Origin of the sequence: Rhodopirellula sp. P2 (genome assembly GCF_028768465.1) — a bacterium.
Lineage (GTDB): Bacteria > Planctomycetota > Planctomycetia > Pirellulales > Pirellulaceae > Rhodopirellula.
The window spans coordinates 1,313,650-1,340,000 of record NZ_CP118225.1 but is presented as its reverse complement, the minus strand read 5'-3'; the positions used below and the strand labels follow the sequence as shown (position 1 = coordinate 1,340,000).

The 26,351-nt window shown below is 58.0% G+C and carries 24 protein-coding genes (1 of these 24 running past the window's edge); 20 read left to right on the top strand and 4 right to left on the bottom strand.

From position 1 onward, the window contains the following. The 7 genes from PSR62_RS04715 to PSR62_RS04685 form a co-directional block, all read left to right on the top strand. Window positions 1-374: the 3' portion of an ATPase with chaperone activity gene (locus PSR62_RS04715; protein ID WP_274406664.1), read on the top strand. 1,351 nt of this gene lie to the left of the window's left edge; 374 of the gene's 1,725 nt are visible here — the last part of the coding sequence; its start codon lies off the left edge, out of view; the stop codon is at window positions 372-374. Between the two features lie 530 nt (window positions 375-904). Then, window positions 905-2,110 carry a c-type cytochrome domain-containing protein gene (locus PSR62_RS04710; protein ID WP_443217477.1) on the top strand — a complete coding sequence of 402 codons (1,206 nt, stop codon included), beginning with the start codon at window positions 905-907 and terminating at the stop codon, window positions 2,108-2,110. Continuing rightward, window positions 2,107-4,488, top strand: coding sequence for a polyphosphate kinase 1 (ppk1, locus tag PSR62_RS04705; protein WP_443217361.1), 2,382 nt, complete (start codon window positions 2,107-2,109; stop codon window positions 4,486-4,488). The genes PSR62_RS04710 and ppk1 overlap by 4 nt, the downstream gene beginning before the upstream one ends. Before the next feature lie 24 nt (window positions 4,489-4,512). Further along, window positions 4,513-4,863: a hypothetical protein gene (locus PSR62_RS04700; RefSeq protein ID WP_274406661.1), complete on the top strand. Its 351-nt coding sequence runs from the start codon at window positions 4,513-4,515 to the stop codon at window positions 4,861-4,863. Continuing rightward, on the top strand, window positions 4,860-7,190 hold the full coding sequence (locus tag PSR62_RS04695) for a hypothetical protein (protein ID WP_274406660.1): 2,331 nt from the start codon (window positions 4,860-4,862) through the stop codon (window positions 7,188-7,190). Before PSR62_RS04700 ends, PSR62_RS04695 begins: the two co-directional genes overlap by 4 nt. Beyond that, the gene (locus PSR62_RS04690; RefSeq protein WP_274406659.1) at window positions 7,187-8,302 is read left to right on the top strand and encodes an ABC transporter ATP-binding protein; all 1,116 of its coding nucleotides are present in this window, start codon (window positions 7,187-7,189) and stop codon (window positions 8,300-8,302) included. Before PSR62_RS04695 ends, PSR62_RS04690 begins: the two co-directional genes overlap by 4 nt. Next, window positions 8,299-9,303, top strand: a complete 1,005-nt coding sequence (locus PSR62_RS04685) for a class I SAM-dependent methyltransferase (RefSeq protein WP_274406658.1) — start codon at window positions 8,299-8,301, stop codon at window positions 9,301-9,303. Before PSR62_RS04690 ends, PSR62_RS04685 begins: the two co-directional genes overlap by 4 nt. A gap of 20 nt (window positions 9,304-9,323) precedes the next feature. Here PSR62_RS04685 and PSR62_RS04680 read toward each other — a convergent pair whose 3' ends face one another. Then, window positions 9,324-10,118: a DUF1559 domain-containing protein gene (locus PSR62_RS04680; protein WP_274406657.1), complete on the bottom strand. Its 795-nt coding sequence runs from the start codon at window positions 10,116-10,118 to the stop codon at window positions 9,324-9,326. 160 nt (window positions 10,119-10,278) lie between these two features. On the opposite strand from PSR62_RS04680, the gene PSR62_RS04675 reads away from it, so the two are divergent. Further along, window positions 10,279-11,871, top strand: a complete 1,593-nt coding sequence (locus tag PSR62_RS04675; protein ID WP_274406656.1) for an ABC transporter permease — start codon at window positions 10,279-10,281, stop codon at window positions 11,869-11,871. Between the two features lie 52 nt (window positions 11,872-11,923). Here the strand turns inward: PSR62_RS04675 and PSR62_RS04670 are convergent, their stop codons facing one another. Then, the gene (locus tag PSR62_RS04670) at window positions 11,924-13,363 is read right to left on the bottom strand and encodes an FAD/NAD(P)-binding protein (protein ID WP_274406655.1); all 1,440 of its coding nucleotides are present in this window, start codon (window positions 13,361-13,363) and stop codon (window positions 11,924-11,926) included. Window positions 13,364-13,642: 279 nt separating this feature from the next. Here PSR62_RS04670 and PSR62_RS04665 point away from each other — a divergent pair, with 279 nt between their 5' ends. The 4 genes from PSR62_RS04665 (at window position 13,643) to PSR62_RS04650 (ending at window position 16,497) form a co-directional block, all read left to right on the top strand. After that, complete coding sequence (locus PSR62_RS04665) at window positions 13,643-14,155, top strand: MarR family winged helix-turn-helix transcriptional regulator (RefSeq protein ID WP_274406654.1); 513 nt, start codon at window positions 13,643-13,645, stop codon at window positions 14,153-14,155. 73 nt (window positions 14,156-14,228) lie between these two features. Beyond that, window positions 14,229-15,680: a YeiH family protein gene (locus PSR62_RS04660; protein WP_274406653.1), complete on the top strand. Its 1,452-nt coding sequence runs from the start codon at window positions 14,229-14,231 to the stop codon at window positions 15,678-15,680. After that, window positions 15,677-15,928, top strand: coding sequence for a hypothetical protein (locus PSR62_RS04655; protein ID WP_274406652.1), 252 nt, complete (start codon window positions 15,677-15,679; stop codon window positions 15,926-15,928). Before PSR62_RS04660 ends, PSR62_RS04655 begins: the two co-directional genes overlap by 4 nt. A gap of 98 nt (window positions 15,929-16,026) precedes the next feature. After that, a complete protein-coding gene (locus tag PSR62_RS04650) occupies window positions 16,027-16,497 on the top strand; it encodes a GNAT family N-acetyltransferase (RefSeq protein WP_274406651.1) in 471 nt (156 codons plus the stop codon). 90 nt (window positions 16,498-16,587) lie between these two features. On the opposite strand, the gene PSR62_RS04645 is transcribed toward PSR62_RS04650, so the two are convergent. Both PSR62_RS04645 and PSR62_RS04640 read right to left on the bottom strand, forming a co-directional pair. After that, a complete protein-coding gene (locus PSR62_RS04645) occupies window positions 16,588-17,445 on the bottom strand; it encodes a pirin family protein (protein ID WP_274406650.1) in 858 nt (285 codons plus the stop codon). 79 nt (window positions 17,446-17,524) lie between these two features. Then, window positions 17,525-17,716, bottom strand: a complete 192-nt coding sequence (locus PSR62_RS04640; RefSeq protein ID WP_047816858.1) for a hypothetical protein — start codon at window positions 17,714-17,716, stop codon at window positions 17,525-17,527. 382 nt (window positions 17,717-18,098) lie between these two features. On the opposite strand from PSR62_RS04640, the gene PSR62_RS04635 reads away from it, so the two are divergent. The 8 genes from PSR62_RS04635 (at window position 18,099) to PSR62_RS04600 (ending at window position 26,333) form a co-directional block, all read left to right on the top strand. Further along, the gene (locus PSR62_RS04635; protein ID WP_274406649.1) at window positions 18,099-19,655 is read left to right on the top strand and encodes an arylsulfatase; all 1,557 of its coding nucleotides are present in this window, start codon (window positions 18,099-18,101) and stop codon (window positions 19,653-19,655) included. Between the two features lie 305 nt (window positions 19,656-19,960). Next, window positions 19,961-20,920, top strand: coding sequence for an AAA family ATPase (locus tag PSR62_RS04630; RefSeq protein WP_274406648.1), 960 nt, complete (start codon window positions 19,961-19,963; stop codon window positions 20,918-20,920). Between the two features lie 42 nt (window positions 20,921-20,962). Next, window positions 20,963-21,886, top strand: a complete 924-nt coding sequence (locus PSR62_RS04625) for a DUF58 domain-containing protein (RefSeq protein ID WP_274406647.1) — start codon at window positions 20,963-20,965, stop codon at window positions 21,884-21,886. Next, window positions 21,883-22,398: a DUF4381 domain-containing protein gene (locus PSR62_RS04620; RefSeq protein WP_274406646.1), complete on the top strand. Its 516-nt coding sequence runs from the start codon at window positions 21,883-21,885 to the stop codon at window positions 22,396-22,398. Before PSR62_RS04625 ends, PSR62_RS04620 begins: the two co-directional genes overlap by 4 nt. Further along, window positions 22,392-23,429 (top strand): VWA domain-containing protein, encoded by a 1,038-nt coding sequence (locus PSR62_RS04615; RefSeq protein WP_274406645.1) that lies wholly within the window; start codon window positions 22,392-22,394, stop codon window positions 23,427-23,429. The genes PSR62_RS04620 and PSR62_RS04615 overlap by 7 nt, the downstream gene beginning before the upstream one ends. Beyond that, complete coding sequence (locus tag PSR62_RS04610) at window positions 23,426-24,379, top strand: vWA domain-containing protein (RefSeq protein ID WP_274406644.1); 954 nt, start codon at window positions 23,426-23,428, stop codon at window positions 24,377-24,379. The genes PSR62_RS04615 and PSR62_RS04610 overlap by 4 nt, the downstream gene beginning before the upstream one ends. Further along, complete coding sequence (locus PSR62_RS04605; RefSeq protein ID WP_274406643.1) at window positions 24,379-25,008, top strand: tetratricopeptide repeat protein; 630 nt, start codon at window positions 24,379-24,381, stop codon at window positions 25,006-25,008. Before PSR62_RS04610 ends, PSR62_RS04605 begins: the two co-directional genes overlap by 1 nt. Then, window positions 25,005-26,333: a BatD family protein gene (locus PSR62_RS04600; RefSeq protein WP_274406642.1), complete on the top strand. Its 1,329-nt coding sequence runs from the start codon at window positions 25,005-25,007 to the stop codon at window positions 26,331-26,333. The genes PSR62_RS04605 and PSR62_RS04600 overlap by 4 nt, the downstream gene beginning before the upstream one ends. Window positions 26,334-26,351 lie beyond the last annotated feature (18 nt).

Genomic DNA, 26,351 nt, shown 5'->3' with positions numbered 1-26,351 from the left:
CATCGGGCAAGAAGATCCAGGTCCCGTTTGACCAGTTGGTCATCTTCAGCACCAACCTGGAACCGAAAGACCTGGTCGATGACGCGTTTCTGCGCCGCATCCCTTACAAAATCGAAGTCGAGAACCCACCCGAAGCCGACTTCCGCAAGCTGTTTGAAATCATGTGCAAAGTCACCAAGATTCCTTACAACGCGGAGGCGATCGATTACTTGGTCAAGACTCACTACTTGGCCGTCGACCGCCCGTTTCGCAACTGCCAACCGCGAGATTTACTGCTGCAAGTTCGCAACTTCTGCCTCTACAACAACCTCGAAGTGGAGCTCAAGAAGGAGTACTTCGACTTCGCCTGCGACAACTACTTCTCCGTGATGTAGCTTCTTGACGATGCCATTTCTCAGTGCTTCAGACGGCAAGCGATGCCGTTTCTGAGTGCTTCAGACGGCAAAACGGCTCCCCCTTGCTTGGAGACAGCGCAGCTCCTAAGTGCCGTTCCAGCAACGCCTTAAGAACCCCGCCCGACGAAGTCGGGAGGGTTCGAAAAGCGAGCGTTCAGCGAGATTTCCGGGGGAAGGCAGTGCGAGTCGCTTCCGATGCCCGGCCCCTCCGTCCCTCGCGTACGCCTGAACGGCGCCACTCGACCTTCCCCCAAACTTCGTTTCGGAAGAGGTTCTCAAATGCAGAAACCCGCCGAAACGCAGCCCCAGAAAACGGCACGGACTCCTTGCCCGATGGAACGCGGCCGCGATGAATTCGCCCAGCGACGGGAGGGATATCTGAAACCCCGTCCTGGTTTGGCGGCGGCTCGTTCGCCGGTACAATGAGCCGCCCCCTCTCGCTCATTTCCCGATGAGTCCCGCCCTCCATTCTGCTTTCCATCATGCCCATCACTTCTCCTTTGCTGCTGATGCTCCAATCTCCTTTCCGCCGCAACGCCACCCGATCCAGACGGACCACCCGCGTTTGCCGATTGTTCCTGCTGGCCTTCCTTTGCCTGCAATGGGGGCCCAACCCGGCCAGCGCCGCCGAAGAGACCACCACGGAGGCCGCTGCGATCCGGATGGCGGTCGACGAAGAGGGCCTGGTGGTGAACTTCGAACGCGACATCGCGCCGATCTTCCGGCAACACTGCTTGGAATGCCACGGCGCCGAAGAAGCCAAAGCCGATTTCCGGGTCGATGATCGCGACACGGTCTTTGGCTATGTCGAGGGAGAGGACTTGGAATCAAGTTCGATGTACATCGACTACTTGGTCAGCGAAGACGACGACATGCTGATGCCTCCCCGCAGCCACGGCGGCCCGCTATCGCCGGCGGAGCTGGCCTTGATTCGCATCTGGATCGAAGAAGGGGCAAACTGGCCAGAGGACGCCCACGTGATTCAACCTGACCTGGACGGCTCGGGGCAACCGATTGAGCTCGCCGATGGCATTCGCAAAGGAATCGACCCGACCGAAGCGGGGCTGCTGGCTCGGGTCTGGTCGTTCCAAGGCTTCTTGCACCCCGCGACCGTTCACTTCCCCATCGCTCTGTTCCTGGTCGGCGGACTGTTTGTCGTGCTGGGTTGGAAATGGCCCACGCTGGGCACCCAAGTCCCCTTGGTTTGCTTGCTCCTTGGTGCCGCGACCGCGATTGTGGCAACCATGATGGGATGGTCCTTCTCGGTCGAAAAAGGCTACGGCTCCTGGACCAAAATCAACTTGGACTCGGAGCTGTTTTGGCATCGTTGGTCCGCCATCATCGTGACGGTCCTCTCCAGCATCTTTGCGATCATCGCTCTGAAATCCTTGCGAAGCGACGACGAAGCGGGCCAACAACGCCTGACAAACATTTGGAAAATCGGTTTGTTGGTGGTCGCTGGCATGGTGGGTGCAGTGGGACACCAAGGCGGCGAGTTGACCTATGGGAAAGACTTCTATCCCAAGGCGATCAGCATCTTGCTGGGCCAACCTTGGCCTCCCGAAGAGGCCGCTGAGACCATCCCCGAGAGCTCACCCGAAGAAGCCTCGCCCGAAATCACGGGGGAAGCTGCACCGACGGAATCGACCGCCCAAGCCGGTGGGTTCGATTTCTCTGACGCCCCTCAGTTCACTTCATTTCCATTGCGAGTTTGACGTTGTCCCACGCCCCCGAGCCCTCCCAGTCCGTCGGCAAACGCCCTCCCAAAAGCTCCAAAACCACATCTCGGCGGAAGGTCGACGACTCCCTCGTTGACGCTCCTCGGTTCATCAACCGCGAACTGGGATGGCTGGAATTCAACGCTCGTGTCTTGGATCAAGCCGATGATCCGTCGGTGCAATTGCTCGAACGAGCCAAATTCCTGGCGATCACCAGCTCGAACTTGGACGAGTTCATGATGGTCCGCGTCGGCAGTTTGAAACTGCAAGCGATGGGCGGTGGTGGACGGCGCGACCCGTCCGGCCGGACCGCGACGGAACAGCTGCAAGCGATCTCAGAACGCTGCCAAGCCCATGTCGACCGGCAGTACCAGCTGTTGAAAAACGAACTGCAGCCGCTGCTCAGCGAACACCACATCAACCAAATCGACCCCGCCGACTGCAGCGATCGCTCGCTCGCAGCCGCGGAACGCCATTTTCGCGGCGATGTGCTGGCCGTGCTGTCTCCCCAAGCCCTGCACGACCGACGCTTCCCGATGCTGCCTGGGCTGGGAATCCATCTCTGTGTGCAGCTGAGCCCGGGGGATGAGATCGGTCCTCAACCGACACCAGCGGCAACGGACTCCCTTGCAGATCGAGTCCCGTCGAACCAAAAACACCACGAAGCCTCCCAGCCCTCCGCGCCTTTCTCCCCGAATTCACCGGCATCCGAAGACGATGTCCAGGAAACTCAATTCGCGGTCATTCCGCTCGGCCGCACCCTGGGACGCGTGATTCCACTGCCCATCGAAAAGGCCCCGATCGACAAGGCTGTCTCTCACCCAAACAGCGTGGACACTTCGCCCACCGAATCCGGCTACGCCTACGCGTTGCTGGAGGATTTGGTGTCACATTTCGTCAACGAGTTCTTCCCCGGTCGCGAAGTCATTCAGTGCAAACCGTTCCGGATCACTCGCAACGCTGACATTGAACTCCGTGAAGACGGTGCGGGTGACTTGCTCGGCGGCATGGAAGAAGTCCTCGAAAGTCGACGCTTGTCAGACGTCGTGCGACTGGAAATCGACGCCCACGCGAATCCCGACATCCGCGACTATCTGATCAAGAGCTTTCAAGTTGACCCGCAGTTTGTCTTTGACATCGATGGTCCGCTGGATCTGACGTACCTGTTCTCGCTGCATGGCCTGAAGGGCATGAATTCCCTTCGCGACGAGGAATGGCCTCCGCAACGAAGCCCAAAGATCAATCCCGCCGAGTCCATGTTCACATCGATCTCCGAGGGGGACATCATGCTGATGCACCCCTACGAGTCCTTTGATCCGGTGGTGCGATTGCTGGAAGAAGCCGCGGTCGACCCGGATGTCCTCGCCGTCAAGCAAATCCTGTATCGGACCAGCCGCAACAGCCCGATCGTGGCCGCGCTCATGCGAGCGGCCGAGCGGGGCAAGTACGTCACCGCGATCGTGGAACTGAAAGCTCGTTTCGATGAAGCCCGCAACATCGAATGGGCTCGCGAAATGGAACAGGCCGGGGTGCAGGTCATCTACGGCATCCGTGGCCTCAAAACGCACGCGAAGGTGTGCATCATTGTTCGCCGTGAACCCCAGGGACTCGTCCGCTACGTCCACTTCGGAACCGGCAACTACAACGAAGTCACCGCCAACCTGTACGGCGACATTTCGGTGCTGACCTGCGATGAAATCCTAGGCACCGACGCGACGATGTTCTTCAACGCCGTCACGGGGGCCAGCCAACCGCAACCGCTGCAACAACTCGGCATGGCACCGCTGACGCTGCGTCGCCAAATCCTGGAGCTGATCCAAGGCGAAACGGAACGCTCCCGCCAGGGACAAAAGGGCGAGATCATCGCCAAGATGAACGCCTTGGTGGACACCGAAGTCATCGACGCCTTGTACCTGGCCAGCCAAGCGGGCGTGAAGATTCGCCTCAACGTTCGCGGCGTTTGCTGCTTGCGACCCGGCGTGCCAGGGATGAGCGAAACGATTGAAGTCGTTTCGATCGTCGACCGCTTCTTGGAACACGCCCGAACGTTTTACTTCCGCCACGGTGGCGATCACGAGATGTTCATCAGCAGTGCCGACTGGATGCCTCGCAACCTGGACCGCCGCGTTGAACTCCTGGTTCCCGTCATCGATCCCGAAGCTCGCAAACGTCTTCGCGAAACCCTGCAGTTGTATTTCCGCGACAACCAAAACGCGTGGCGGATGCAGCCCGACGGAAGTTACCAGCGTTTGAGGCCTCGCAAGAACCAAGCCCCGATGCGGGTTCAGGAGACACTGTATCATCAGGTGGTCGAAAATCGAAAAGCAGCCAAACAGGACTCGCAATCGACTTTCGAAACTCATCGTCCTGATTGATCTCGTCTCTGATTGACACAGCGCATGCCTGCCCCCGAACCGATCATCACGCCCACGCCGTCGATCCAACCGGTCATCCGCAGCCGTGTGCTGCCTCGCATCTCATTCCGCATGATGATGGCAATCACGGCAGTCGCTGCTCTCCTTGCTGCGATCACGCGAGCGGCGGGCAACGGGGCCGTGTTTGCCAAAGCCGCACTGGCCGCGGTCGGCTTTTTCGCCGCCTTCTTCGCAATCGCCGCGTTTGCCTTTCTGGTTTCTTGGCTGGTCGCTCGGCTGACCATCGGGCGCGTCGACCAATCTCGCCAAGGCAGCCCGTTCGCCAAGGACGAATTGCCGCCGCAGTTGCTCAAGCCTCGGGAGAGAGAACTATGAATCGCTCGACGCTTGCTCTCTGCGTCACGGCTGCCTGTCTGCTGATTGGATTCGTGTCGCCCAAGGCCTTTGGACAGCCCTCCACGGGCGATCAAAGTTTCTGGGTCAACGACGGCAACAACAGCACGACGTTCCCGCGTGCCCGTGCCAATCGGCTGGGGTACCAAATCAACGTCCGTCTTTCCGCCCCCGACATTCCTGAAACGCAGCGTGTCGAAATCGATTTCATGACCACGGGCGGCCCCACCACGGCCGATCGCAACTTCACCTTGCTGCTGAGCCCTCGCGAAGACGGGCACAGCCCACCGCAATCCGCCTTGGAAGTGGAAATCCCCTTCCAGATCCCCGAAAAATCCACCCAGCAAACGATCGTCCGGCACGTCCCCAAGACATCTCACGGGGACGCCTACGAAGTTTCGATCTTGGAAGACGGGCAATCCATCACCCAAGTCCCCAACGAAATCGGCAAGTCCCTCCAGCGATACAACGCAATCGACAAAGGCATTCGCGACGAACTGCGCTGGCGGTTGATCTGGATCAACTCCGACCAAGACCAGAACCTCCGCGAAAAATCCTTGCGTTCGCTGATCGAATCCACCTTCGACATGCAATGGGACGCCGAAGTTTTCAAGCCCGAAACGTCTCGGGTCAATGACGGACAAGTCAATGAACCGTTTGTTGCCGTCCAGTCACATGCCCCCGAAGAACTGCCTCTCGACTGGCGTTCCTGGCTCCCCTTTGATGCCGTGGTCATCCACCGCCAGGACTACCTGCGGTTCCAGGCCGAACAACCGTCTTGGTGGAAACCTCTGACGCAGTGGGTCCACGATGGCGGCGTCGTCCTGATCCGCGGGACTCAACCGGAGCAAAAAAACGACACCCAAAGGATCAGTCCATCGGCCTCGATACTGGATGCCGCCACCATCGATGCCTACGCCAACTCCGCGTTGCAAATGCTGCGCACCGGCGCAGCAGAAATGTCCAACAACTGGGGTCAAATGTATGCGGTCAACCAACAAGTCAACGCAGTTGACGAGGCGACTCAGCAGGGCATCGATGCCATTGAGAAATTTCGCCGCTCATTCGCCAATGCCTTTGGCAACGACGCCAAAGCCACCCGACTGGGAACGGAAATGGGCATGCAGGCCTTTCCTGTGCAAGCGGGTCTGCTCGTCCAACTGCCCGCTCACAACGACGATGAATCCGTCAGCATCTTGGATTGGCGAACCACGAAAAGCCTCCTCGGGTTCCATGCCCATCGAACCCTGCGTCGCGGTGTCGATCCGATGATCGGCACCCAACGCTTCTTTGAATGGATGATCCCCGGTGTCTCGCAACCTCCGGTCTACACCTTCATGGGATTCCTGGGGTTGTTCGTGATCTTGGTCGGCCCGGTGGCTTATCGAAAAACGACCAAGAGTGGACGCAGCTACCTGATGTTCTTGATCGCTCCAGTGCTCGCCATCGCCACCACCGTCGCGATGATGGGATACGGAATCATCGCCGATGGGTTCGGCACGCGTCTGCGAGCCCGACAAATCACTTGGGTCAACGCTGACGGCGACGCTATGTCTCGAACGCGCTCGACCTACTTCGCCGGCATTCGCCCCTCCAACGGATTGCGTTTCCCAGCCGATGCGTCCGTGACGCTGTTGCTCGACAATGAAGAAACAAGCTGGGAAGACCGAATCAACCAACGTTTCGACCTCCGCGGAACCGTGACCGTCGCCGACGACGAAATCCGCTTCTCCAGTCGCCTGCTCCCCAGTCGCCAACAACGCCAGTTCGTGGTCGAACAACCCCGCGATCAATTTGGCACGGTCCGCATCACAAAATCGGAATCGGACGCCGTCAAACGAGTCAGCGTGGAACTGAAGAACGAATGCGAACTGGACCTGCAAAGCGTCTTGATCCGAGACCAAGATGGGCTGTTCTTCCTGGCGGACGATGTGAGCTCGGGCGAATCCGCTCGTGCCAAACTGGTCACCTCCCTCGACGCGTCCAAGTTGATGGGGGATTGGTACAAACGCCAATGGCTGCTGAACTCCAAAACGAACCGTCAATCCGACTCCACAAGTGGCCAAGCGCGTCGCCGCTTGATGACGGAGACATTTGACGTCATCAACAAAATCCGATCGACACTCAGCCTGACCGCTGCCCCCACCGACGGTGTGTTCGAGTATGAACTGCAACAGCGAATGCAATTGGGGAAGTCGATTCCCAATCGCTCTTACATCGCCCTGGCAACGTTGTCCAACGACGTCCCGGCGATCGATGGGATCTCCATTGAAAACAGCATCCACTTCGTGATGGGAGACCTGCCATGAGCACGACCTCGCAAGACTCCCAACCAGTCCCGCAACCCGCGAACACGGCGTCGAACACCCCCAGCACGACCGGAGTCCACGCCGGCACCGCAGATTGCATCGAACTCCGCCGACTGCACCGCTACTTTGGCAAGACACATGCCGTCCATGACATCTCGTTCTCCGTTCGTCGGGGACACGTGTTTGGTTACATCGGCCCCAACGGTGCGGGAAAAACCACGTCGATGCGAATCCTCGCGACACTGGACCTGCCCAGTTTTGGGGATGCGTTCGTCGATGGGTTCTCCGTCGTCAACGATCCCGAACTTGTCCGCAGCCGCTTGGGATTCATGCCTGACAGCTTCGGCACCTACCGCGACGTCAACTGCGAGGAGTACCTGGACTTCTTCGCCCGTGCCTACGGCTTGACCGGTCGGGATCGCACTCGGCGGTTGCGAGAAGTGCTGGAATTCACCGGCACGGTTGGCATGAAAGACAAACCGATTCGCGGGTTGAGCAAGGGCATGAAGCAACGCCTGTGTCTCGGCCGCGCCTTGGTGCACGATCCCGCCGTCTTGATTCTCGATGAACCGGCCGCCGGATTGGATCCACGAGCCCGAATTCAATTGCGACAAATGATTCGGCAATTGGCCAATCGCGGAAAAACAGTCTTGATCAGCAGCCACATCCTGACTGAACTGGCCGAGATGTGCGACAGCGTCGGGATCATCGAACAAGGCCAACTGCTGGCCACCGGCAGCGTCGAAGACATCCAACGTCAACGTGCCCAACACCGCGAACTCACCCTCCGCGTGCTCGAACGAGCCAGCGAAGCGGGGGACTTGATCCGCCAGCATCTCGCTGAACAATCTTCCCAATCCCAAACTTCCAATCCCAACGGCGTCTCCGTCAACACCTCCTCCGCCAACAACGGCGATCACTCCCTTCCCCCCGCATCTCAAGTCGTCGTCGATGGCGAACTGGTGCGATTCGAATTCGAAGGCGACGTTCGTGATCAAGCCAAATTGGTTGCCTGGTTGATCGGACAAGGGTTTCTCATCGCCGAAGTCGCCGCACACAAAAAGAGCCTTGAGGATGTCTTCCTCCAGGTCACCGAAGGTCTGGTTCAATGAGCGATTTCTTTACCCCACCCAAACCCGTCACTCCCCTGCCCTCCCCCGAAGTCACCGCACGACAAAGCGAAGAGTTCGCCGCACGACTTCGAAAACGCGCCAAGCACCTGCGTCGCTGGCCCACCAAACAAGACATCACCTGTTACCGATTGTACGAGCGTGATGTCCCCGAAGTCCCCTTGGTCGTCGATCGCTACGAAGACCATTTGCACATCGGAGAATTTGAACGTCCCCACGATCGCAGCGATGATGAACACGTCGTGTGGCTGGAACACATGGTCAAGGTCGCCGCAAAAACACTGGATGTGCCACGTTCCAAAGTGTTCTTCAAGCAACGCAAACGACAACGAGGAACCGCCCAGCACGAGACCGTTGCCAGCCGTCACTACCAGATCGAAGCCCACGAAGGCGGACTGAAATTCCAAGTCAATTTATCGGACTACATCGACACCGGCTTGTTTCTCGATCATCGAATCACACGTTCCATGGTCCGTGACGAGGTCCATGGCAAACGATTCCTCAACTTGTTCGCCTACACGGGTTCGTTCACGGTCTACGCCGCCGATGGAGGCGCCGCATCCACCACCACCGTGGACTTGTCGAACACGTACCTGACGTGGGCGAAAGAGAACATGCATCTGAATGGGTTCGCAGGCGACTCACACGAGTTCATTGCCGAGGACGCGATGGCATTCATCAAAAACCTTCCTGCCACCGCGGTTTTTGATGTCGCTTTCGTCGACCCACCCACGTTCAGCAACAGCAAACGCACCCAAAAGGATTGGGTCGTGCAAGACGACTACAAGGATCTGCTCAAGCAAACCCTCAAGCACATTTCGCGAGACGGCGTCATCTACTTCTCGAACAATTACCGACAATTCCAGATGGACGAATCCGCTTTCCCGGGAACCAAAGTCCACGAAATCAGCCGGCAAACCGTCCCGGAAGACTTCCGCAATCGACGCATTCACCGATGCTGGCGAATCACCCGAACCAGCTGATCGGGACAGTCAATCAGCCACTATTCGATGCCTTCGCCACCGTCCTTGGTTGCCAACGCTTCCAAGAGACCAACTTCGATGGAGTTCGTAATGAACTTGACGGCACCGTCGCCAAAAAACATGTGCCCACCACCCTGGTGAGAATCGTCCTCGGACCGAGCTAACAAGGTTTGCAGGTCGATGTCTTCGGGGCTCATCCAGTGAACCTCATTTTGATGTTCGGTTTCGACCAACAAAATGGTGTTGGACAAACCATCGGTTGCCTGGCCGAACGTCGTCGGGATCGCGCCCTCAAACATGCCTGAAGGATCCACCACCGCAACGTAAGTGGTCATCAACGGATCGCCCTTCTTGGAAGGACAGGCATAAGCGGACACCGCGGTGGATGCCACCCCTGCGTTCTCCGGCGCATCCCAAGGTTTCGAAAGATCAATCTGCTGATACAGGGCTTGCTGTTCCATGAAGGGCAGAATCGCCACTCGCCAACTGTGCAGTTTGTTGCCATCCTTGTCGACTGTGTACGCAGGCGGCAATTGATTGTAAGCGGCGTGGTAGTTGTGCAGGGCCAGCCCAATCTGTTTCATGTTGTTGCTGCAACTCATTCGTCGAGCCGCCTCACGTGCCGCCTCAACCGCTGGAAGCATGAGGCCTACCAAGATGCCTCCACAGACAAGCACCCCCACCAACGCGAACCCCAACAGGGGAGCGATCCAACATCCCGAGTTGAAACCACTCTGCCCAACCACCTGAGCCTCCACCCGCATCGTGTCGACGTAGGGATTCTCAGGAACGAGTGGATCAGGCGAACCGGACATGACGAGCTCGAAGTTCGAGGATTGGAAGTGCTGTCGAAATTCTACCCTGCTCGCGGATGAACGTGCTGAACGCGAGAGCATCCGCTCGAACTCCCTCTTCACCGGCAAAACCCGGTATCATTCAGGGCGACACCTATCCTTCTCATCTTGTTGAAATCGCATGAGCACCGCATCGCTTTCGGAACCCAATGCGTCCGTCTCAAAAAACGTGGCCTCGTGGTTGCTGCGTTTGGACGAGTGGGCTGAGCGGACCGGCGACAAACTCAATCCGATCCTGATCAAAGAAACTCGCCAAGCCCTCAAGAGCCGGCAGTTTGTCGTTACCTTCTCCGTCCTGCTGATCGCCGCCTTCGCATGGACCGTGATCGGCAGTCTGATGCTGATGCCCCAGATCTACACGTCGCCCTCAGCACCTCGGTTGCTGATCGGTTACTACTTCGTGCTCGCTGTGCCGATGCTGCTGATCGTGCCCTTGGCCGCCTACCGATCTTTAGAAGCGGAAATCGACGACGGGACACTGGAACTGCTGTCCATCACGTCACTGAGTGCCTGGCAAATCGTGATGGGCAAACTGGCCAGCGCCTCGCTGCAGATGATGCTGTACCTGATCACGCTGTTTCCCTGTGTGGCTTACGCCTACACCCTGCGTGGCATCGACTTGCCCACGGTGGGACTAATCATGGCGATGCTGATCGCCAGCGGGTTGCTGCTGACCGTGGTCGCGTTGTCGTTCGCACCACTGGCTCGCGGTCGGACCGGACGGATCTCAACGTTGCTGGTCGTGTTGATGGTCCTGATGCTGTGTGAGTACTTGGTCGGGGCCGCTGCGGTGGCCCTGATTTGGTATGGCAATCCCTTGGATGCAGGTTGGACCGCGTTCATTTTCGTCGCCAGCCTGCTGACCGCGATTTGCATTAGCCACTTGCTGCTCACCACCACCGCCGCGCAGCTCACACCCGAAAGCGAAAACCGGTCCAGCGGCATCCGTTGGTCGATCTTGGTGCTCACCGCCTCCCTGATCGGATTGGCAACCTTTGCAATGGAGTGGAATCCGGGAGAGGACCGAGAAGGGATGATCCTATGGTTCCCGGTCGCAATGACGCTGGCAGGTGTTTGGACCGGCGCAGGAGCCATGATGGCGGCTGAATCCAACAGCCTGACACCCCGAATTCAGCGTGAACTGCCTGGCAATTTCCTCAGCCGGTTGACGCTCACGTTCCTGACCCCCGGTCCGGCGACGGGATTGGTGTTTGCCAGCCTGGGCTCGGTCCTTGTCTCGTCGGTGCTGTTGCTGGCTGCCTATCGAGCTGAATCGGTCGCGGGCATGCGACTCCCGGCCGGTGCCATGAGCATGCTGTTTCACTTGGTCATCGCCTACACGTCGTATTTGGTCGTGTTCCTGTTCTGTGTCCGCTGGATCGTGGCGTTGGTCCGCATCAACAACAACCCGCGAGTTGAAATTGGATTGGCTGCGTTCATTGTGGTCGCCGTGCTGACCGCACTGGTGCCCTACGCAATCGGGCTGCACATGAATGATTACCGCCAATACGACTACTCCGCCTGGCAGATCACCAACTGGGCCTGGACGATTGGCATGATCGTCGAACGAAGCGTGTCGGATCTGCTGATCGGATCCTTGGCGACCTGCGGCATGATCGCCATCCTGCTCTCCATCGCCACCGTCGGACGACGATCCCTGGCAATCAAGACCGCCACCCCGGAAGCTGTCTTGGCCGCTCGCGAAAAGAAGTGATGCAAGCGGCTTGCTCGAGGCGAACTCGCAATCAATCCATCGCGAAATCTGCTCAGATGCAGTACTCCGTCGTGTCCGGTCCGGAAACAGCAACCGGCTCTTGATGCAGGATCGACTGCGCGACCAAATACGCTTGCTGGCGCAGTTCAGGCACCGCAATGCTCTCCCACAAGGTGCCCTTGAGAATTGGACCAATCGCGTGCATGTACGGTGTGGGAACGTCATCATTCCCAATCACAGTGAAATCGTCCGTCACAGCGATCCCCATGTCCATGTCGTCCGGCTGGGCCAAACCTCGTTCAAACAAGTTGCGATACAGCGGCAACGCCGAATCAGAGAACCGAGACTTCGGCCCCGTGCAATTGATCACCAAGTCACCTTCGATCTGCTTCGCCACTCCCTCACGATCGACCATCTGAATCTCGATCCCGTGCTCCCCCGACGCCAGCGATTCAATCGTCGCCGGTGTGATGGTCAACTGACCGCAATCCAGTGCATCAGTGATCGCGTCATGAATGGGGCCCGCGATGCGGTGACGAATCACATTCCAATCCGCCGAATACTTCTTCAAGAACAACTTGCGTTCTTCCAGTGTCAACGCTTTCCACAACTGCTGAGTGCGACCTCGTAATTTGTCGACCGCGATCGCTGGGTTCTGACTGACACCTCGCAGACGCTCACAATCCTGGCGAATCAACTTCACCAGTTCCTGCAACGAACGCGTTTGACCGTCATCGGGGATCGCGTGCGGCCACTCGATGCCCCGAAAATGTCGTTGCGGCAGCATGCCATTTCTGGAAATCGCGGTGACCTTCCCGTGCCACCCTTTGTTGCGAAGCGTCACGATCACGTCGACCGCGGTCAACCCCGTTCCCAGGATCACGATGTGTTGGTCTGCACTGGGAAGATTCTCGTGCCAGTCCTTCCAAGGGTTGCCGCAATAACGCCGATCATTGGCGAGCTTCTTCGCACCGGGCAATCCGGCCGGTGGTTGGTTGCCGGTCGCCAGCAGAATGGATTCCGCCTCGATCGGCTCACCGTTTTCCAGCATCACGACGCCGCCCTGGTTCGCCCCCGGCTCGACGCCACGCGGAATCACGTCGACCGCCGAATCCTCCACCACCTCGCAGTGCACGTTTGATCGCGGGTCCGCCGTCCCCAAATAGTGGGCTGCCATTCCGCGAACGTAGTCACCGAAGACCCGCCGAGGAATGAACATCTCACGCAGGCTGTGATCGTCGATCGCATCAAACTCGCACCGCGAACGCAACCAATCAAAGAAGTGCGTCGGCTGGTCGGGAAACGCCGACATGTTCCGCGCCGCGACGTTCAACAAATGCTCCCCTCGCGTGGTCCCGTAAGCGGTCCCGCGACCAAACGGACGCCCTGAGTTGACAATCACGACTCGCTGAGGCGTTGTGGCAAAGCGAGCAAGATTGACGGCGGCCAGCGTTCCGCTGAACCCGCCACCGATGATGGCCGTGGTTGGCATAACAACAAACTCAGAAGAAAAAGGAAGGCAGGATGCGTCAGAAGAACGCGCGCCGATACACGCGTCAGTTCTTGACACGCAAATAATTTACGCATCAAGTATTGTCGCGTCAACGGTTTGTTGATTCAATGGAGTCTTGCCGTTGGCACGGCCCTGCTTGCTGGCGTGCCCCGCAGACTTTGGCCACCATGCCATCGACGACGAACACCATGTCGCTCACGCAATCGACACGGCGTCGATTGATTCCGGGCTCCTGCCAATTCCCCATGGGTTCCAACGATGAACGACCTGTCAAAAGAACTTCACCGCTGCCAACCTTTCGCGAGCGTGGATCAAGAAGCGGTTGTGAGTTTGGTCCGCACGGGCGACCAACTCGACAATCACTTGACGCGTTTCTTTCGCCAACACGACATGACCTTCTCGCAGTACAACCTGCTCCGGATCTTGGACATGGAAGACCGCCCGCTGACATGCAGCGAAATCGGCGAACGGCTGGTCCAAGTCGTTCCCGCCGTCACGGCAATCGTTGATCGGCTGCTCAAACGTGAGCTCGTCACCCGTGAACGGTCCGAAACCGATCGCCGCACGGTTTACGTAACGATCACCAAGGAAGGCCGCAAATTGGTCACCCCGATTGTCGAACACCTTCGCGAACTCGAACATGAAGTCATGAGCGAACTGAAACGCCGCGAACAAAAGGAATTGATTCGCCTGCTACAGTTGGTGCGAACCAGCATGAACAAAGCGGTCGAACGTCGCGCCAGCGAATCGCTTTCCAGCTCCGGTCTTTGATTTCGTCTCATTCACTTCCCTTCTTTCTGCGACCCGTTTCCCCGCCCTTTCCCTCCTACCTGCATTCCCGCCAATGAACGCCAACTCACCTTCTTCCGAGAACAACGAGACTGAATCCGCCGGCGATGATTCCGCCATCGCCACCCCACCACCGCGGCCGAGTCTTTGGAAAGACATGGCAACCAACGAAGACTGGTGGGCGATTTGGTGTGCTGGCCTCTTGCTTCTGATCGCGTTCGCGGCTGTTTGGATTGGCCAACCCGAAGGCCTGAGCGAAAGCATCGCTGCGGGCGAATCCGTGAGTGTCACCAGCCCCTTGAAACCGTTCCTTGCCAAACCAGGCAAGTGGACTGACAACCCGCTCGACGCTGTCTCGTCGAGCTGGCCAGGGATCCTCGGGGTCTTCTTGATCATCGCCTCGCTGTTTGCTTTCGCGAACCAAATACGAGGCAAATCCGCGGCGGCTTTCTTGGCAGCATTCCCGGTCGTGTTCTTGCTGGCAACGCTGGCCTACTGGATGTCCGGGCAATCGGTCGTCAAAGCCTACAACCTTGAATATGCCTTGTGGGCGTTGCTGGTCGGCCTGATCATCAGCAACACGGTCGGCACACCCAACTTCCTACGGCCAGCGATCTCGACCGAGTTCTTCATCAAGACTGGTTTGGTTCTGCTCGGTGCCGAAGTGCTGATGAGCCGCTTGCTGGCACTGGGATTGCCCGGCGTGTTCGTCGCTTGGCTGGTCACGCCCTTCGTCTTGATCACGACATACTGGTTCGGCCAAAAAGTTCTTAAAATTGAATCCAAATCGCTCAACATGGTGATCTCCGCCGACATGTCGGTGTGCGGTGTTTCAGCCGCGATTGCGACCGCCGCGGCTTGCAAAGCGAAGAAAGAGGAACTGTCACTTTCGATTGGTTTGTCGTTGGGATTCACCGTGATCATGATGGCGGTGATGCCCGCCGTGATCACGGCAGTGGGAATGGATCCCATTCTCGGCGGTGCCTGGTTGGGCGGCACAATTGACTCCACCGGTGCCGTGGCCGCCGCGGGTGCTGTGCTGGGTGATGAAGCACTCGAGGTCGCTGCCACGGTCAAGATGATCCAGAACATTCTGATCGGTGTGACCGCGTTCTGCGTGGCCATTTACTGGGTCACCTTTGTCGAACGAGACCCGACGGGTCCGAAGATCGGGATTTCCGAAATCTGGTACCGCTTTCCGAAGTTCGTGCTCGGGTTTGTCTCGATGTCGATCCTGTTTTCAATCCTGTACTCCTACATGACCAACGGTCCCGAACTCATCAACGCGATGATTGGTGGCTCCACCAAAACGCTTCGTGGATGGCTCTTCTGCCTCGCGTTTGTCAGCATCGGATTGGAAACCAACTTCCGCCAACTGCTGCCACAACTCAAAGGTGGCAAGCCACTTGTTTTGTACGTGTGCGGTCAATCACTCAACTTGGTTTTGACGCTGGCAATGGCTTACCTGATGTTCAAAGTCGTCTTCGCTGACACGGTGGCACCATGAGTTCCCGTCAGCGTTGCTACCGGATCGGTGGACTGGCCGGATTGATTGCACTGCTGTCAATCATTTGGCTGGTCGTCCTTCCCGCGTACGCTCGCCAGCCCGAAATGCGTCAGCATTTGAAATGGCTGGACGATCAGGGCATCGACCCCAGCGCCATGTACTACACGGAACTGGACGTCATGGACGAAATCCTGGCCAAGCAACGCCTGGCAGAACTCCGCCAAGCAAGCAGCAATGCCAGCCGATAGCGTCGGCAACCTTGCAAGAATTGAGAACTCGGCCGAACCTTCCGGGATCGGCCTTTGTCCCTTCGGCAGGACCGCACTGAACCTCGTGTTCAGTGCCGATGTCGCTTGCAACCACGCATGGAATGAATCCAGTGATCCGCCGCTACCAATCCACCGACTTGGATGAGTTGTTGGACGTTTGGATGTCAGCCTCCAAAGTGGCTCATCCCTTTCTAAGCCCAGAGTTCCTCTCCCAAGAACGCGAAAACATTGCGGCGATCTACCTTCCCAATGCAGAAACCTGGGTCTGCGAAGTGGACCAGAAAGTCGTCGGATTCCTGGCTTTGCTGGGCAATGAAGTTGGTGGCATCTTTGTCGCCCCGACGCATCAGAGAGGCGGCATTGGTCGGCAACTCATGGACCACGCCGTTTCGATTCGCGGTGACCTGGAACTGGAAGTGCTTGTCGACAACTCCATCGGTCGCGGCTTCTACGAACACTACGGTTTCATTTCACTGCAACAGAAACCACATCCACCATCCGGCCACCCCGTCCTGCGATTGCGATACGAAGCCCCAACAACCGTGTGACCATTCCGATGCGATCGCCGGATGAACAACCGCTACGGTCTTGGCCCGCCGCAAGACGACGACCGCACTGAATGGCATGCACGAGCCCGCTCAGTCCAAGTGGCCCATCTTTCCCGCTTGATAATCGGTGATGGCGGCTCGAATTTCTTCTCGAGTGTTCATCACGAATGGCCCCTGCCCCACGACGGGCTCGCCAAGTGGTTCGCCTGTCATCAGCAAGACGCGAGCTTCTGACTCCGCATTTAAAACCACTGTGTCGCCGGACCGTTCCATCAGCGCCAACTCAATCGCCTGCATCGAACTTTCATTGACGCGAGCGCTGCCCCGTTGAACGATGACCACGCAGGTGTGCCCGTCAGGAACCACCAACGTGGCGACCGCGTTTCCTGTGAGCTGAACATCCCACAGGTTGATGGGTGAGAACGTGCTGGCGGGTCCCTTCGTTCCACCCAACTCGCCTGCAATCACGCGAACCGTCCCGGCGTCATTTGGCAATGGAACTCGGGGGAACTGTTCGTCACGCAGATCTTGATACTTCGGCGGTGCGACCTTGTCCGCCGATCGCAGGTTCACCCATAGCTGGACCATCTCCAGCGTCCCGCCGGCTTTTGCGAATCGGCGGCTATGGAACTCTTCGTGAACGACGCCAGAGGCCGCCGTCATCCACTGCACATCGCCGGGCCCGATGGCGCCCTGACTGCCGCTGGAGTCACGGTGTTCCAATTCGCCTTGGTAGAGAATCGTGACGGTTTCGAAACCGCGATGGGGATGCTCGCCGACGCCCCGTTTGGCTTCGTCGGGTGCAAAGTCATGCGGCCCGGCATAGTCGAGCAACAAGAACGGATCGAACTCATTGCCACCGGCGTAGGAGAACAAACTTCGTACCGGGAAACCGTCGCCCACCCAGTGCTGCGGTACGTCCCGAATGATTCGCTGAATCGATTTCATTGCATTTCTCTCGCGTGCGACGTCCGATTTCACTTCCTTCTATGCGAGATCTCAACCGACAACAAGCCTTCCGCTTCGCTCAGGTGAAATCCCCCTTCTCATTGCCCTCATCGTCGTAGCGAATGAACGCGAAATACACGAACGAAACCGGCAAACACGGCAACAGCAGCAGGTAGTACCACGACACAAAAATCGAAAATGCAAAGATGATTGAGACGAACACGATCCACACGATCTTCGTGTCTCGCCACAACCCTTGAAATTGTCCCATCGTTTTTTTCACTCACTGGCGTTGTTAGGTGGCTTTCATCCAGGAGTCATGTCGGGGATCCGATGGAGGCTGACTCAAGGAGCAAAATCCCCCGAAAATCGATCCTTCTCGGGCGATCCGCGGGCAGACTCTGCTCGATTTATACGCTTCCGCGCGAGTTTCTAACACCATCGGCTCCCATTCGACCAAGTTGCCCCCACAGCCATCCGGAGACACGCCCGAGGAAATGGCAACCAAATCACTCCCGTTTTCGTTCAGCTGGGAAAGGAAGAAGACCCCGTGAATTTTCCTCGATCAGGTTGCCCGTGGTTTGACCAGCATCGACAATGCGAGATCCCCGGCCTCTCGTCTTCTCAATCCCAACTGCTCCCGGAGCCTCTCGATGCCCGTCCTCTCAAGATGCCTCTTACTGGTGGCGGCGGCTCTCCCCGCCTTGTCACTCCAAGCACAGGAAAAACCCAATGTCGTTGTCATCTGGGGTGATGACATTGGGGTCCACAACATCAGCGCCTACAACCACGGTGTGATGGGTTACCGAACACCGAGCATCGACAGCCTCGCGAAAGAAGGCGCGATGTTCACCGATGCCTACGCTCAACAAAGCTGCACCGCCGGACGAGCCTCGTTCATCCTTGGCCAACATCCATTCCGCACCGGACTGCTGACCATCGGCATGCCAGGTAGCGAACATGGGATCCCCGATTGGACGCCGACGATTGCCGACGTGCTGAAAGAGCAAGGTTACACCACCGGGCAATTTGGCAAGAATCACTTGGGCGACCGAGACAAGCACTTGCCCACCAACCACGGCTTCGATGAATTCTTCGGCAACCTCTATCACCTCAACGCGGAAGAGGAACCTGAGACCTACTACTACCCCAAGGACCCTGAATTCCGAAAGAAATACGGCCCTCGTGGCGTCATCCATTCGTTCGCCGACGGTCGCTTAGAAGACACCGGTCCGCTCACCAAGAAACGCATGGAAACGATCGATGAAGAGGTCCACACCAAAGCCATGGACTTCCTCGAACGAGCCACCAAATCAGAAAAGCCTGCTTTTCTCTGGTACAACTCGACCCGCATGCACGTGTGGACTCACCTGAAGAAAGAATCGCAAGGCCGCACCGGCATTGGGCTGTATCCGGACGGAATGGTCGAGCACGATGACTACGTTGGCAAAGTCCTTCAAAAGATCAAAGACCTCGGCATCGAAGACAATACGATCGTGGTCTACAGCACGGACAACGGAGCCGAAACCTTCAGTTGGCCCGACGGAGGCATCCCCCCTTTCCACGGTGAAAAAGGCACGACTTGGGAAGGCGGCTTTCGCGTTCCCTTGTTGGTCAAATGGCCTGGCGTGATCGAGGCCGGCACCATCTACAACGACATCATCTCGCAAGAAGACTGGATGCCAACTTTCGCCGCTGCCGCTGGCGAACCCGACTTGGTCGAAAAGATGAAGAAGGGCTACAGCGCCAACGGAAAAGAATTCAAAGTTCATCCGGACGGCTACAACTTCTTGCCATACTTCCAGGGCGATACCAAAGAAGGCCCTCGCAAGGAGATCTACTACTTTGGACAGGGCGGTGACCTGAACGCGGTTCGCGTCCAAAACTGGAAGATTCACTTCGCGACCGTCGAAGGCAACATCGCCACGGGCACACGGGAAGTTCCCGGTTGGCCGCTGATCATCAACCTTCGCGCCGACCCCTACGAAAAGATATGGAAAGAAGGCACGCTGGGTTACTTCCGCTGGTACGCCGACAACATGTGGACCTTCGTCCCCGTGCAGAACTACATCCAACAGTTCATGGCAACCATTCCGAAATACCCTTGGCAATCGGGATCCAGCCTGAGTGCGGCGGGCATCAACTACCAAACGTTGAAAGCTCAAGAGTGGATCAAGAAACTTGAAAGCATCTCACCGCCACGCAATTAAGCACTTCGGCAGGAATGATCGGGCAAAACCATGTGAGCCGTTTGGACCTTAGTCCCGGTTGCGCGTGAAAACCGTGGCTAACGCCAACGGCTCACATACCCGATGACACCTGCGTACCTGCTTAGGTCGGCGTTCGTTTGCCATGCTCAGCTGAAACTCATCGGCTGAGCCGCAAAACCCTGCCTCAACGGCCTCAACCCAATCCAGGGGCGAGGCCGTTTTTGATGGCGGCCACACCGCCACGTTGCGACGTGGAAGCGAGGCCATTACAAACAGCATCCCTTCTCCTCCAATGGAACGATTGCATGACGCCGCGGGAAACAATCGAGCAGATCGCCAACGCGATGAATGCGGCCGTCATCGGTCAACAATCCGTGGTGGAACGAATCCTGGTCGCCTTGCTGGCCAAAGGCCATGTCTTGATGGAGGGCCTGCCTGGCACGGCCAAAACTCGCTCCGTCAAAACACTCTCCCATCTGGTCGACAGCCAATTCGGACGCATCCAGTTCACCCCCGACCTGCTGCCATCCGACGTCACAGGATCGGAAATCTATCGAGAACAAAACGGCACGTTTGAATTTCAAGAAGGCCCGATCTTTGGCAATCTGATCTTGGCCGATGAGATCAACCGGGCTCCCGCCAAAGTCCAGTCGGCACTCTTGGAAGCGATGGAAGAACGGCAAGTCACGGTCGCATCACAAACACACAAACTTCCAGAACTGTTCATGGTTCTGGCCACCCAAAACCCGATTGAACAGGAAGGGACTTACCCACTGCCCGAGGCCCAGATGGATCGTTTCATGCTTTATGTTCGCGTGGACTATCCCGGGGACGCGGATGAAGCGGCAATCTTGAAACTGGTTCGAGGCGAAAAGACCGGTGCGGCTTCCGCCGCACCCGATGCGATCTCGCAACAGCTGATCTTCGACGCCCAACAGGAAGTCGGTGCCATTCATGTCGCTGACTCGGCAGAGAAGTACATGGTGGATTTAGTCATGGCAACCCGGCACCCGGATCGCTACAAAGGCGACCTGCCCAAATGGATTCGGCTCGGTGCCAGCCCTCGCGGAACCTTGGCACTCGACGCGGCCGCACGGGCGCATGCTTGGTTGGCCGGCCAAGACTTCGTTTCACCCGACAACATCCGCGCCATGGCACCCGCTTGTTTGGCGCACCGAGTTCACTTGACCTATGAAGCCGAAGCGGCCGGTGTGACTCGCACCGACGTGATCGACGCGTTGCTCAAGCACGTGGTTCCTGTCTGATCGAGTTTGCTTTCGAATGCCCGCTTTGAACGAAGGCTGCCCATGCCCGCCCGAGTCACCGTCACGTTTCAAGATCTGCTGCAATGCAAAGCGGATGCGCGCGGGTTCTCGCTTCTGCCTCGCCAACCGGTTGGATCGCTGCTAGCAGGACGCCATGCATCGCGTCTTCGTGGTCGTGGACTGTCCTTTGAGGAACTTCGCCAGTACCGGCAGGGCGATGACATTCGCCAAATGGACTGGAAGGCAACCGCTCGTCTGCGATCACCCCACATCCGTGTCTACAGCGAAGAACGTGAACGTCCGGTTTTGATGCTGGTCGATCAACGCACGCCGATGTTCTTTGGAAGCCAACGAGCGATGAAATCCGTCGCGGCGGCGGAACTGGCCGCGATGGGTGCCTGGCGTTCGCTTGCCAGCGGCGACCGAGTCGGCGGGCTGGTGTTCAACGAAACCGAAATCGCGGAAGTCCGCCCTCACCGCAGCCAAACGCGAGTCCTGCACCTGCTGCATCAAATCGTTCGACTGAACCAGAACCTCGCTGAGCCATCGGCTTCGCGACCGCCGCCTGCTTCACCAATCACGTTGAACCAGGTTCTTGAGAACGCGTCGCGAATCGCTCGGCACGATCATCTGGTGATCTTGGTCAGCGACCTCGATGGAGCCGATGAAGAAACCAGCCGCCTCGTGACTCGAATCGCTGCGCACAACGATGTGCTTGTGACGGCGGTCTACGATCCGCTTGGAATTCGACTGAGCGGTGCCCCCGGCATGCTGGCCAGCCACGCTGGAAGAACCTGGGAAATCCCCGACCACGCATCCTTTCCTGAAGATTTCCAAGCCGCGTTTGGCCAACTCCTTTCGCACTGGCGAAGTGTCTTTCGATCTTTGCGCATTCCTCTGATGCCGCTTTCCACGGCCAAGCCCGTTGCGGAACAAATCCGGGTTCTCTTTGGGAACACCGCATGATGAAGGCCAGCGACCCAACCAGCCTCGACCGGCTGAACGACATTGTCGTGCCCGCTCCCGTTTCCTGGTGGCCACTCGCGCCGGGATGGTATGTGCTGATCGCCGGATTGCTGGCGACCTGCGTTTGGTTGGCTTGGAAAAACTGGCGGGCTTGGAAAGCGAACGCTTACCGCCGCGAAGCGATCCACGAACTGAAATCGGCGAACACGGTTTCCGCCATCTCCGAACTGCTCCGCCGCACCGCATTGACCACCACACCGCGATCGGAACTGGCGACGCTGACCGGCGACCGCTGGCCCGAATGGTTGTCGCAACAATTCCCCCATCAGCCCTCTGCATCGCTTTCGCCAACCGTTCATGAACAGTTGGCAACCGCAGCCTATCGCGACCATGCCAACGAAGAATCGCTCGCTGAACTGCGAACGTTCGCCGCCGCTTGGATTGCCCAGCACTCATCCACCACGTCCAGAACCGTCAACTCCAACACCACCAGCGAGGAGCGAGCATGTTGACCTTCGCTTACGCCTGGTGCTTCCTGTTGCTGCCGCTGCCTTGGTTGTTGCGACTGATCTTGCCACCCAAACAGCGCCACCAAGTCTCCGTTCAAGTTCCCTTTGGTGATCGCTTGCAACAAGTCTTGGGCGGCAAACATTCGGGCAGCCCCCAGCCGCCAAGCTGGCCTCGACGTGTGTTGGCTGCTGCCATTTGGGTTTGCGTGTTGACTGCGGTTGCGAGACCTCAATGGCTGGAACCTCCCATCACAAAAGAGATTCCCACACGTGACCTGTTGCTGCTCGTTGATTTATCGGGCTCAATGGCACAAGAAGACTTCCAGAATGACGCTGGCAAAAAGGTCTCGCGGCTCGATGCGGTCAAAGAGGTCCTGGATGGTTTCCTCGCGAAACGCAAAGGCGACCGAGTCGGATTGGTCGTCTTTGGCGATGCCGCTTACCTGCAAGCCCCGTTCACGACCGACTTGGAGCTTTCCCAAGAACTGCTCGAAGAATGCGAGGTTGGCATGGCTGGCCCACGAACCGCGTTTGGTGATGCGATCGGACTGGGCGTCAATTTGTTCGACGAAAATGCCAAGCGGGCCAAAACCATCATCGCCTTGACCGACGGCAATGACACCAAAAGCAAACTTCCTCCGGTCGAAGCCGCTCGCGTCGCAGCTCAGCGAGACATCAAGATCTACACCGTCGCGATTGGCGACCCGACGACGGTTGGCGAAGACAAACTCGATGAACAAAGTCTCAAAGACGTCGCTTCGGAAGCGGGCGGCAAGTACTTCTTCGCCGCCGATCGCGAACACCTGGCGGGCATCTACGACGAACTCGACAAAATCGAAACGAAGATCATCGAAACCATCAGCCACCGTCCTCGCACCGACATTTACTACTGGCCGCTTCTGATCGCCTTGCTGCTGTCGATGTTTTCCAAAGCCATCGCGACTTGGCGAGGCCGACGTCACACGACTCCCGCTGAACAAGACCGACGAATCCACGTCAATCCAATCACCGGCGAGATGGAGGTGGCGGCATGATCGATGCCTGGAACGCGTTTCACTTCATCCGTCCGGCTTGCCTGCTGCTCATTCCCATCGCAATCGGCTTGGCATGGTCGTGGAATCGCAGTCGCGATCCGCTCCGGGGTTGGCGGAACCAAATCGATTCGGATTTGCTGGACGCCTTGGCGCACCAAAACGGACCGCCATCCAAACACTGGTGGCAACGCCTCCCATCGATCACGTGGTTGCTGGCGGGATGGATCGCCTGCGTCGTCGCGATCGCGGGTCCCACTTGGCGAGTGGAAGCCAACCCATTCGCCCAGGACGCTCAGCCGCTGATCATCTTGATGAAAGCCGACGAAACGATGGCGTCGGCTGCCTTGACCACCACGCCTCTGCAACGAGCCGCCTTGAAAATCGCCGACTTGGCCCAAGCCCGTCCAGGTGCCCCGCTGGGTTTGATCACCTATTCAGGATCGGCCCACACGGTCTTGCCGCCCACCGAAGACACCTCGGTGGTGGCTGACATGGCCGCGGAAATCAGCCCCGCGATCATGCCCGTCGCGGGCGATGCACTCGATCAAGCGATCGCCGAAGCCGGCCGCTTGCTCCACCGCAGCGAGGGCGGCGCGACGCTGTTGATCATCGCCAATCAAGCCAGCCTGGATCCTCAGCAAGTCGCCATGGCGTATCAAGCGATCGGATCTCCGCCAATCGAAATCCTGAGTTTGCTGCCCGAGGAATCTCAAGAAACGGAATCCCTGCAGGCCATCGCGAAAGCATTGGGCGGCAAGCGAATTCCGCTGACAATCGATGATCAAGACATTCAGTCCATCGTGCAATACGCAGAGCGTCGCGCGTCTTCCGGCCTCGCGGGCCAAAGCGATCGCTGGCAAGAGTCGGGCTATTGGCTTTCGCCCTTGCTCGCCGTCATGGTGGCTTGGTCCTTCCGCCGTGAACGCACCTCCAACGAGGACGCCTCCTGATGAAAACTTGGCTGATTCTAGGCGTGATCGGTTGGTCAACTTGGTGGTGGACACCAGACCAACTCGGGCAGCGATGGATGCAACAAGAACAATACACCGAGGCAGCCAACGCCTTTGACGATCCGATGTGGCAAGGCGTCGCGTGGTATCGCGCTGGCGAATTTGCCGAGGCGGCAAAATCCTTTTCGCGAACAACCGGTCCACCAGCCAGCTTCAACCTGGGCAACTGCTGGCTGATGCAGGGCAAATACGACCAAGCGATTGCCAGCTATGAGGACGCGTTGAAGCAACGTCCGGATTGGACGGAAGCCCAACAGAATCTGGACCTCGCGAAGGCTCGCAAAAAAGCGACCGAGGCCAAAGGTGGGGACGCCGGTGACCAACGCCTGGGAGCCGATGAAATCGTGTTTGACAAAGACAAGAAGAAACAAGACGAAGGGCAGGACACTGACATCACCGCGGAACAAGCCGTCAACGACGCCTCCGTGCAAGCGGTCTGGTTGCGGCAGGTGCAAACCAAACCCGCTGATTTCTTGAAATCGAAGTTCCGCTACCAAATGGCCAATCGCGAAAATGATGCGAAAGACGAACCGGCCGAAACAAAACCTAGCGAAGGAGAATCTCAATGACTCTTCATTCGCAACCTGCTTTTCGTGCAGTCCCACTGCATGTCCTGGTGATCACCCTGGCATGGGCACTTGCACTGGATGCCCCTGCCATTGCAGCTGATGAACCGCCAAAGCCGGTCACGATCGAAGTCCCCACGCCCAAAGCCTGGGTGGGACAACGTCTGCCCTTCTTCGTCAAAGTCCGAGCCCCCGGATCGTTTGTGGGGGCGACGTCGTTCTCGCTGCCACAGATTCCCCGCACCGTGATCCTGCAAGTCGGAACGCCCGTGGTGTCCTCCGAAGATGTCGGCGACGATTCCTGGTTCATCCAAACTCACGAATTCGCGTTGTACTCTCAAGCCTTCGGCACCGTCAAAATCCCTGCGTTCGAAGTCCGCTACGCCAACCGAGAGGGGTTCACGGGACCGGCCACCGACCACACCCAGCGAACCCCCGAAGTCACCGTCGAGATCCAAGCCCCGCCTGACTACGACCCCCAGGTCTTCGTGGTGACGGTCGACAAGATCGACGTCCAAGAAACCTGGGATCCGCCGCCGGGCAAAGCCAAGCAAGGGGACGTGATCCACCGGACCATCACCCAAACGGCCGACCAAATTTCGGGCATGGTGCTCGCTCCACCACCGGCAACGGTTCCCGATGGCATCCAGGCCTACGTCAAGTCACCGCAAGTGACCGACCACACCGAACGGGGTGAGTTCTCGGGCGAACGACGTGACACGGTGACGTATCAATTCAAAGGTTCCGGAAAACTCACTCTGCCTGCCATTCGATATGTGTGGTGGAACCCGGACGACGAATCCTATGGCTCGCAAATCTTGCCCGAGGCCACTTTCGATGTCGCTGCCGCTCCTCAGCCTCAACTCGCGACGGTGACGGAACCCAACTGGCAACCGGTCGCATGGGCGATCGCGATCATCGGCGTGCTGGCCATCCTGATCGCAACGCAATTCAACCGAATCGCAGCTTGGTTTCGGTCGATCAAGCGTCGACTCACCCCGGCCGACCGTGTCGCGGCTCGCAAACTCATCCGGGCTTGTCGTGCAAGCGATGCCCGCGCGGCTGAAACCGCCTGGAACCAGTGGCTCAACACACAACCAGAAGACGAAACATTCTCAAACGAATTGCGTTCGACAGTCCTGGACCTGCATCGATTGCTCTACGGGCAAGCTTCTTCGAACGAGCCGACTGCGGCGGTCCAAGCACAAACCGTTTCGAACTGGCAAGGCGAAACATTGCGGCAAGCGTTCCAGCAACACGTGCAACAACGGGGACCTCGACAGCACGCTTCCGAGGAATGCCTGCCACCTCTGAACCCGGTCGCCTGATCGAAGCCGGAAACGGCT

Excerpts from the sequence above, each read along its gene's own strand:
- PSR62_RS04615 (WP_274406645.1), top strand. The coding sequence starts at position 22,392 with ATGTTGACCTTCGCTTACGCCTGGTGCTTCCTGTTGCTGCCGCTGCCT.
- PSR62_RS04675 (WP_274406656.1), top strand. The coding sequence starts at position 10,279 with ATGAGCACCGCATCGCTTTCGGAACCCAATGCGTCCGTCTCAAAAAAC.
- PSR62_RS04620 (WP_274406646.1), top strand. The coding sequence starts at position 21,883 with ATGATGAAGGCCAGCGACCCAACCAGCCTCGACCGGCTGAACGACATT.
- PSR62_RS04685 (WP_274406658.1), top strand. The coding sequence starts at position 8,299 with ATGAGCGATTTCTTTACCCCACCCAAACCCGTCACTCCCCTGCCCTCC.
- PSR62_RS04630 (WP_274406648.1), top strand. The coding sequence starts at position 19,961 with ATGACGCCGCGGGAAACAATCGAGCAGATCGCCAACGCGATGAATGCG.
- PSR62_RS04605 (WP_274406643.1), top strand. The coding sequence starts at position 24,379 with ATGAAAACTTGGCTGATTCTAGGCGTGATCGGTTGGTCAACTTGGTGG.
- PSR62_RS04600 (WP_274406642.1), top strand. The coding sequence starts at position 25,005 with ATGACTCTTCATTCGCAACCTGCTTTTCGTGCAGTCCCACTGCATGTC.
- PSR62_RS04650 (WP_274406651.1), top strand. The coding sequence starts at position 16,027 with ATGTCGCTTGCAACCACGCATGGAATGAATCCAGTGATCCGCCGCTAC.
- PSR62_RS04660 (WP_274406653.1), top strand. The coding sequence starts at position 14,229 with ATGAACGCCAACTCACCTTCTTCCGAGAACAACGAGACTGAATCCGCC.
- PSR62_RS04710 (WP_443217477.1), top strand. The coding sequence starts at position 905 with ATGCTCCAATCTCCTTTCCGCCGCAACGCCACCCGATCCAGACGGACC.
- PSR62_RS04670 (WP_274406655.1), bottom strand. The coding sequence starts at position 13,363 with ATGCCAACCACGGCCATCATCGGTGGCGGGTTCAGCGGAACGCTGGCC.
- PSR62_RS04690 (WP_274406659.1), top strand. The coding sequence starts at position 7,187 with ATGAGCACGACCTCGCAAGACTCCCAACCAGTCCCGCAACCCGCGAAC.
- PSR62_RS04695 (WP_274406660.1), top strand. The coding sequence starts at position 4,860 with ATGAATCGCTCGACGCTTGCTCTCTGCGTCACGGCTGCCTGTCTGCTG.
- PSR62_RS04645 (WP_274406650.1), bottom strand. The coding sequence starts at position 17,445 with ATGAAATCGATTCAGCGAATCATTCGGGACGTACCGCAGCACTGGGTG.
- PSR62_RS04635 (WP_274406649.1), top strand. The coding sequence starts at position 18,099 with ATGCCCGTCCTCTCAAGATGCCTCTTACTGGTGGCGGCGGCTCTCCCC.
- PSR62_RS04625 (WP_274406647.1), top strand. The coding sequence starts at position 20,963 with ATGCCCGCCCGAGTCACCGTCACGTTTCAAGATCTGCTGCAATGCAAA.
- PSR62_RS04665 (WP_274406654.1), top strand. The coding sequence starts at position 13,643 with ATGAACGACCTGTCAAAAGAACTTCACCGCTGCCAACCTTTCGCGAGC.
- PSR62_RS04640 (WP_047816858.1), bottom strand. The coding sequence starts at position 17,716 with ATGGGACAATTTCAAGGGTTGTGGCGAGACACGAAGATCGTGTGGATC.
- PSR62_RS04700 (WP_274406661.1), top strand. The coding sequence starts at position 4,513 with ATGCCTGCCCCCGAACCGATCATCACGCCCACGCCGTCGATCCAACCG.
- PSR62_RS04610 (WP_274406644.1), top strand. The coding sequence starts at position 23,426 with ATGATCGATGCCTGGAACGCGTTTCACTTCATCCGTCCGGCTTGCCTG.
- PSR62_RS04655 (WP_274406652.1), top strand. The coding sequence starts at position 15,677 with ATGAGTTCCCGTCAGCGTTGCTACCGGATCGGTGGACTGGCCGGATTG.
- PSR62_RS04680 (WP_274406657.1), bottom strand. The coding sequence starts at position 10,118 with ATGTCCGGTTCGCCTGATCCACTCGTTCCTGAGAATCCCTACGTCGAC.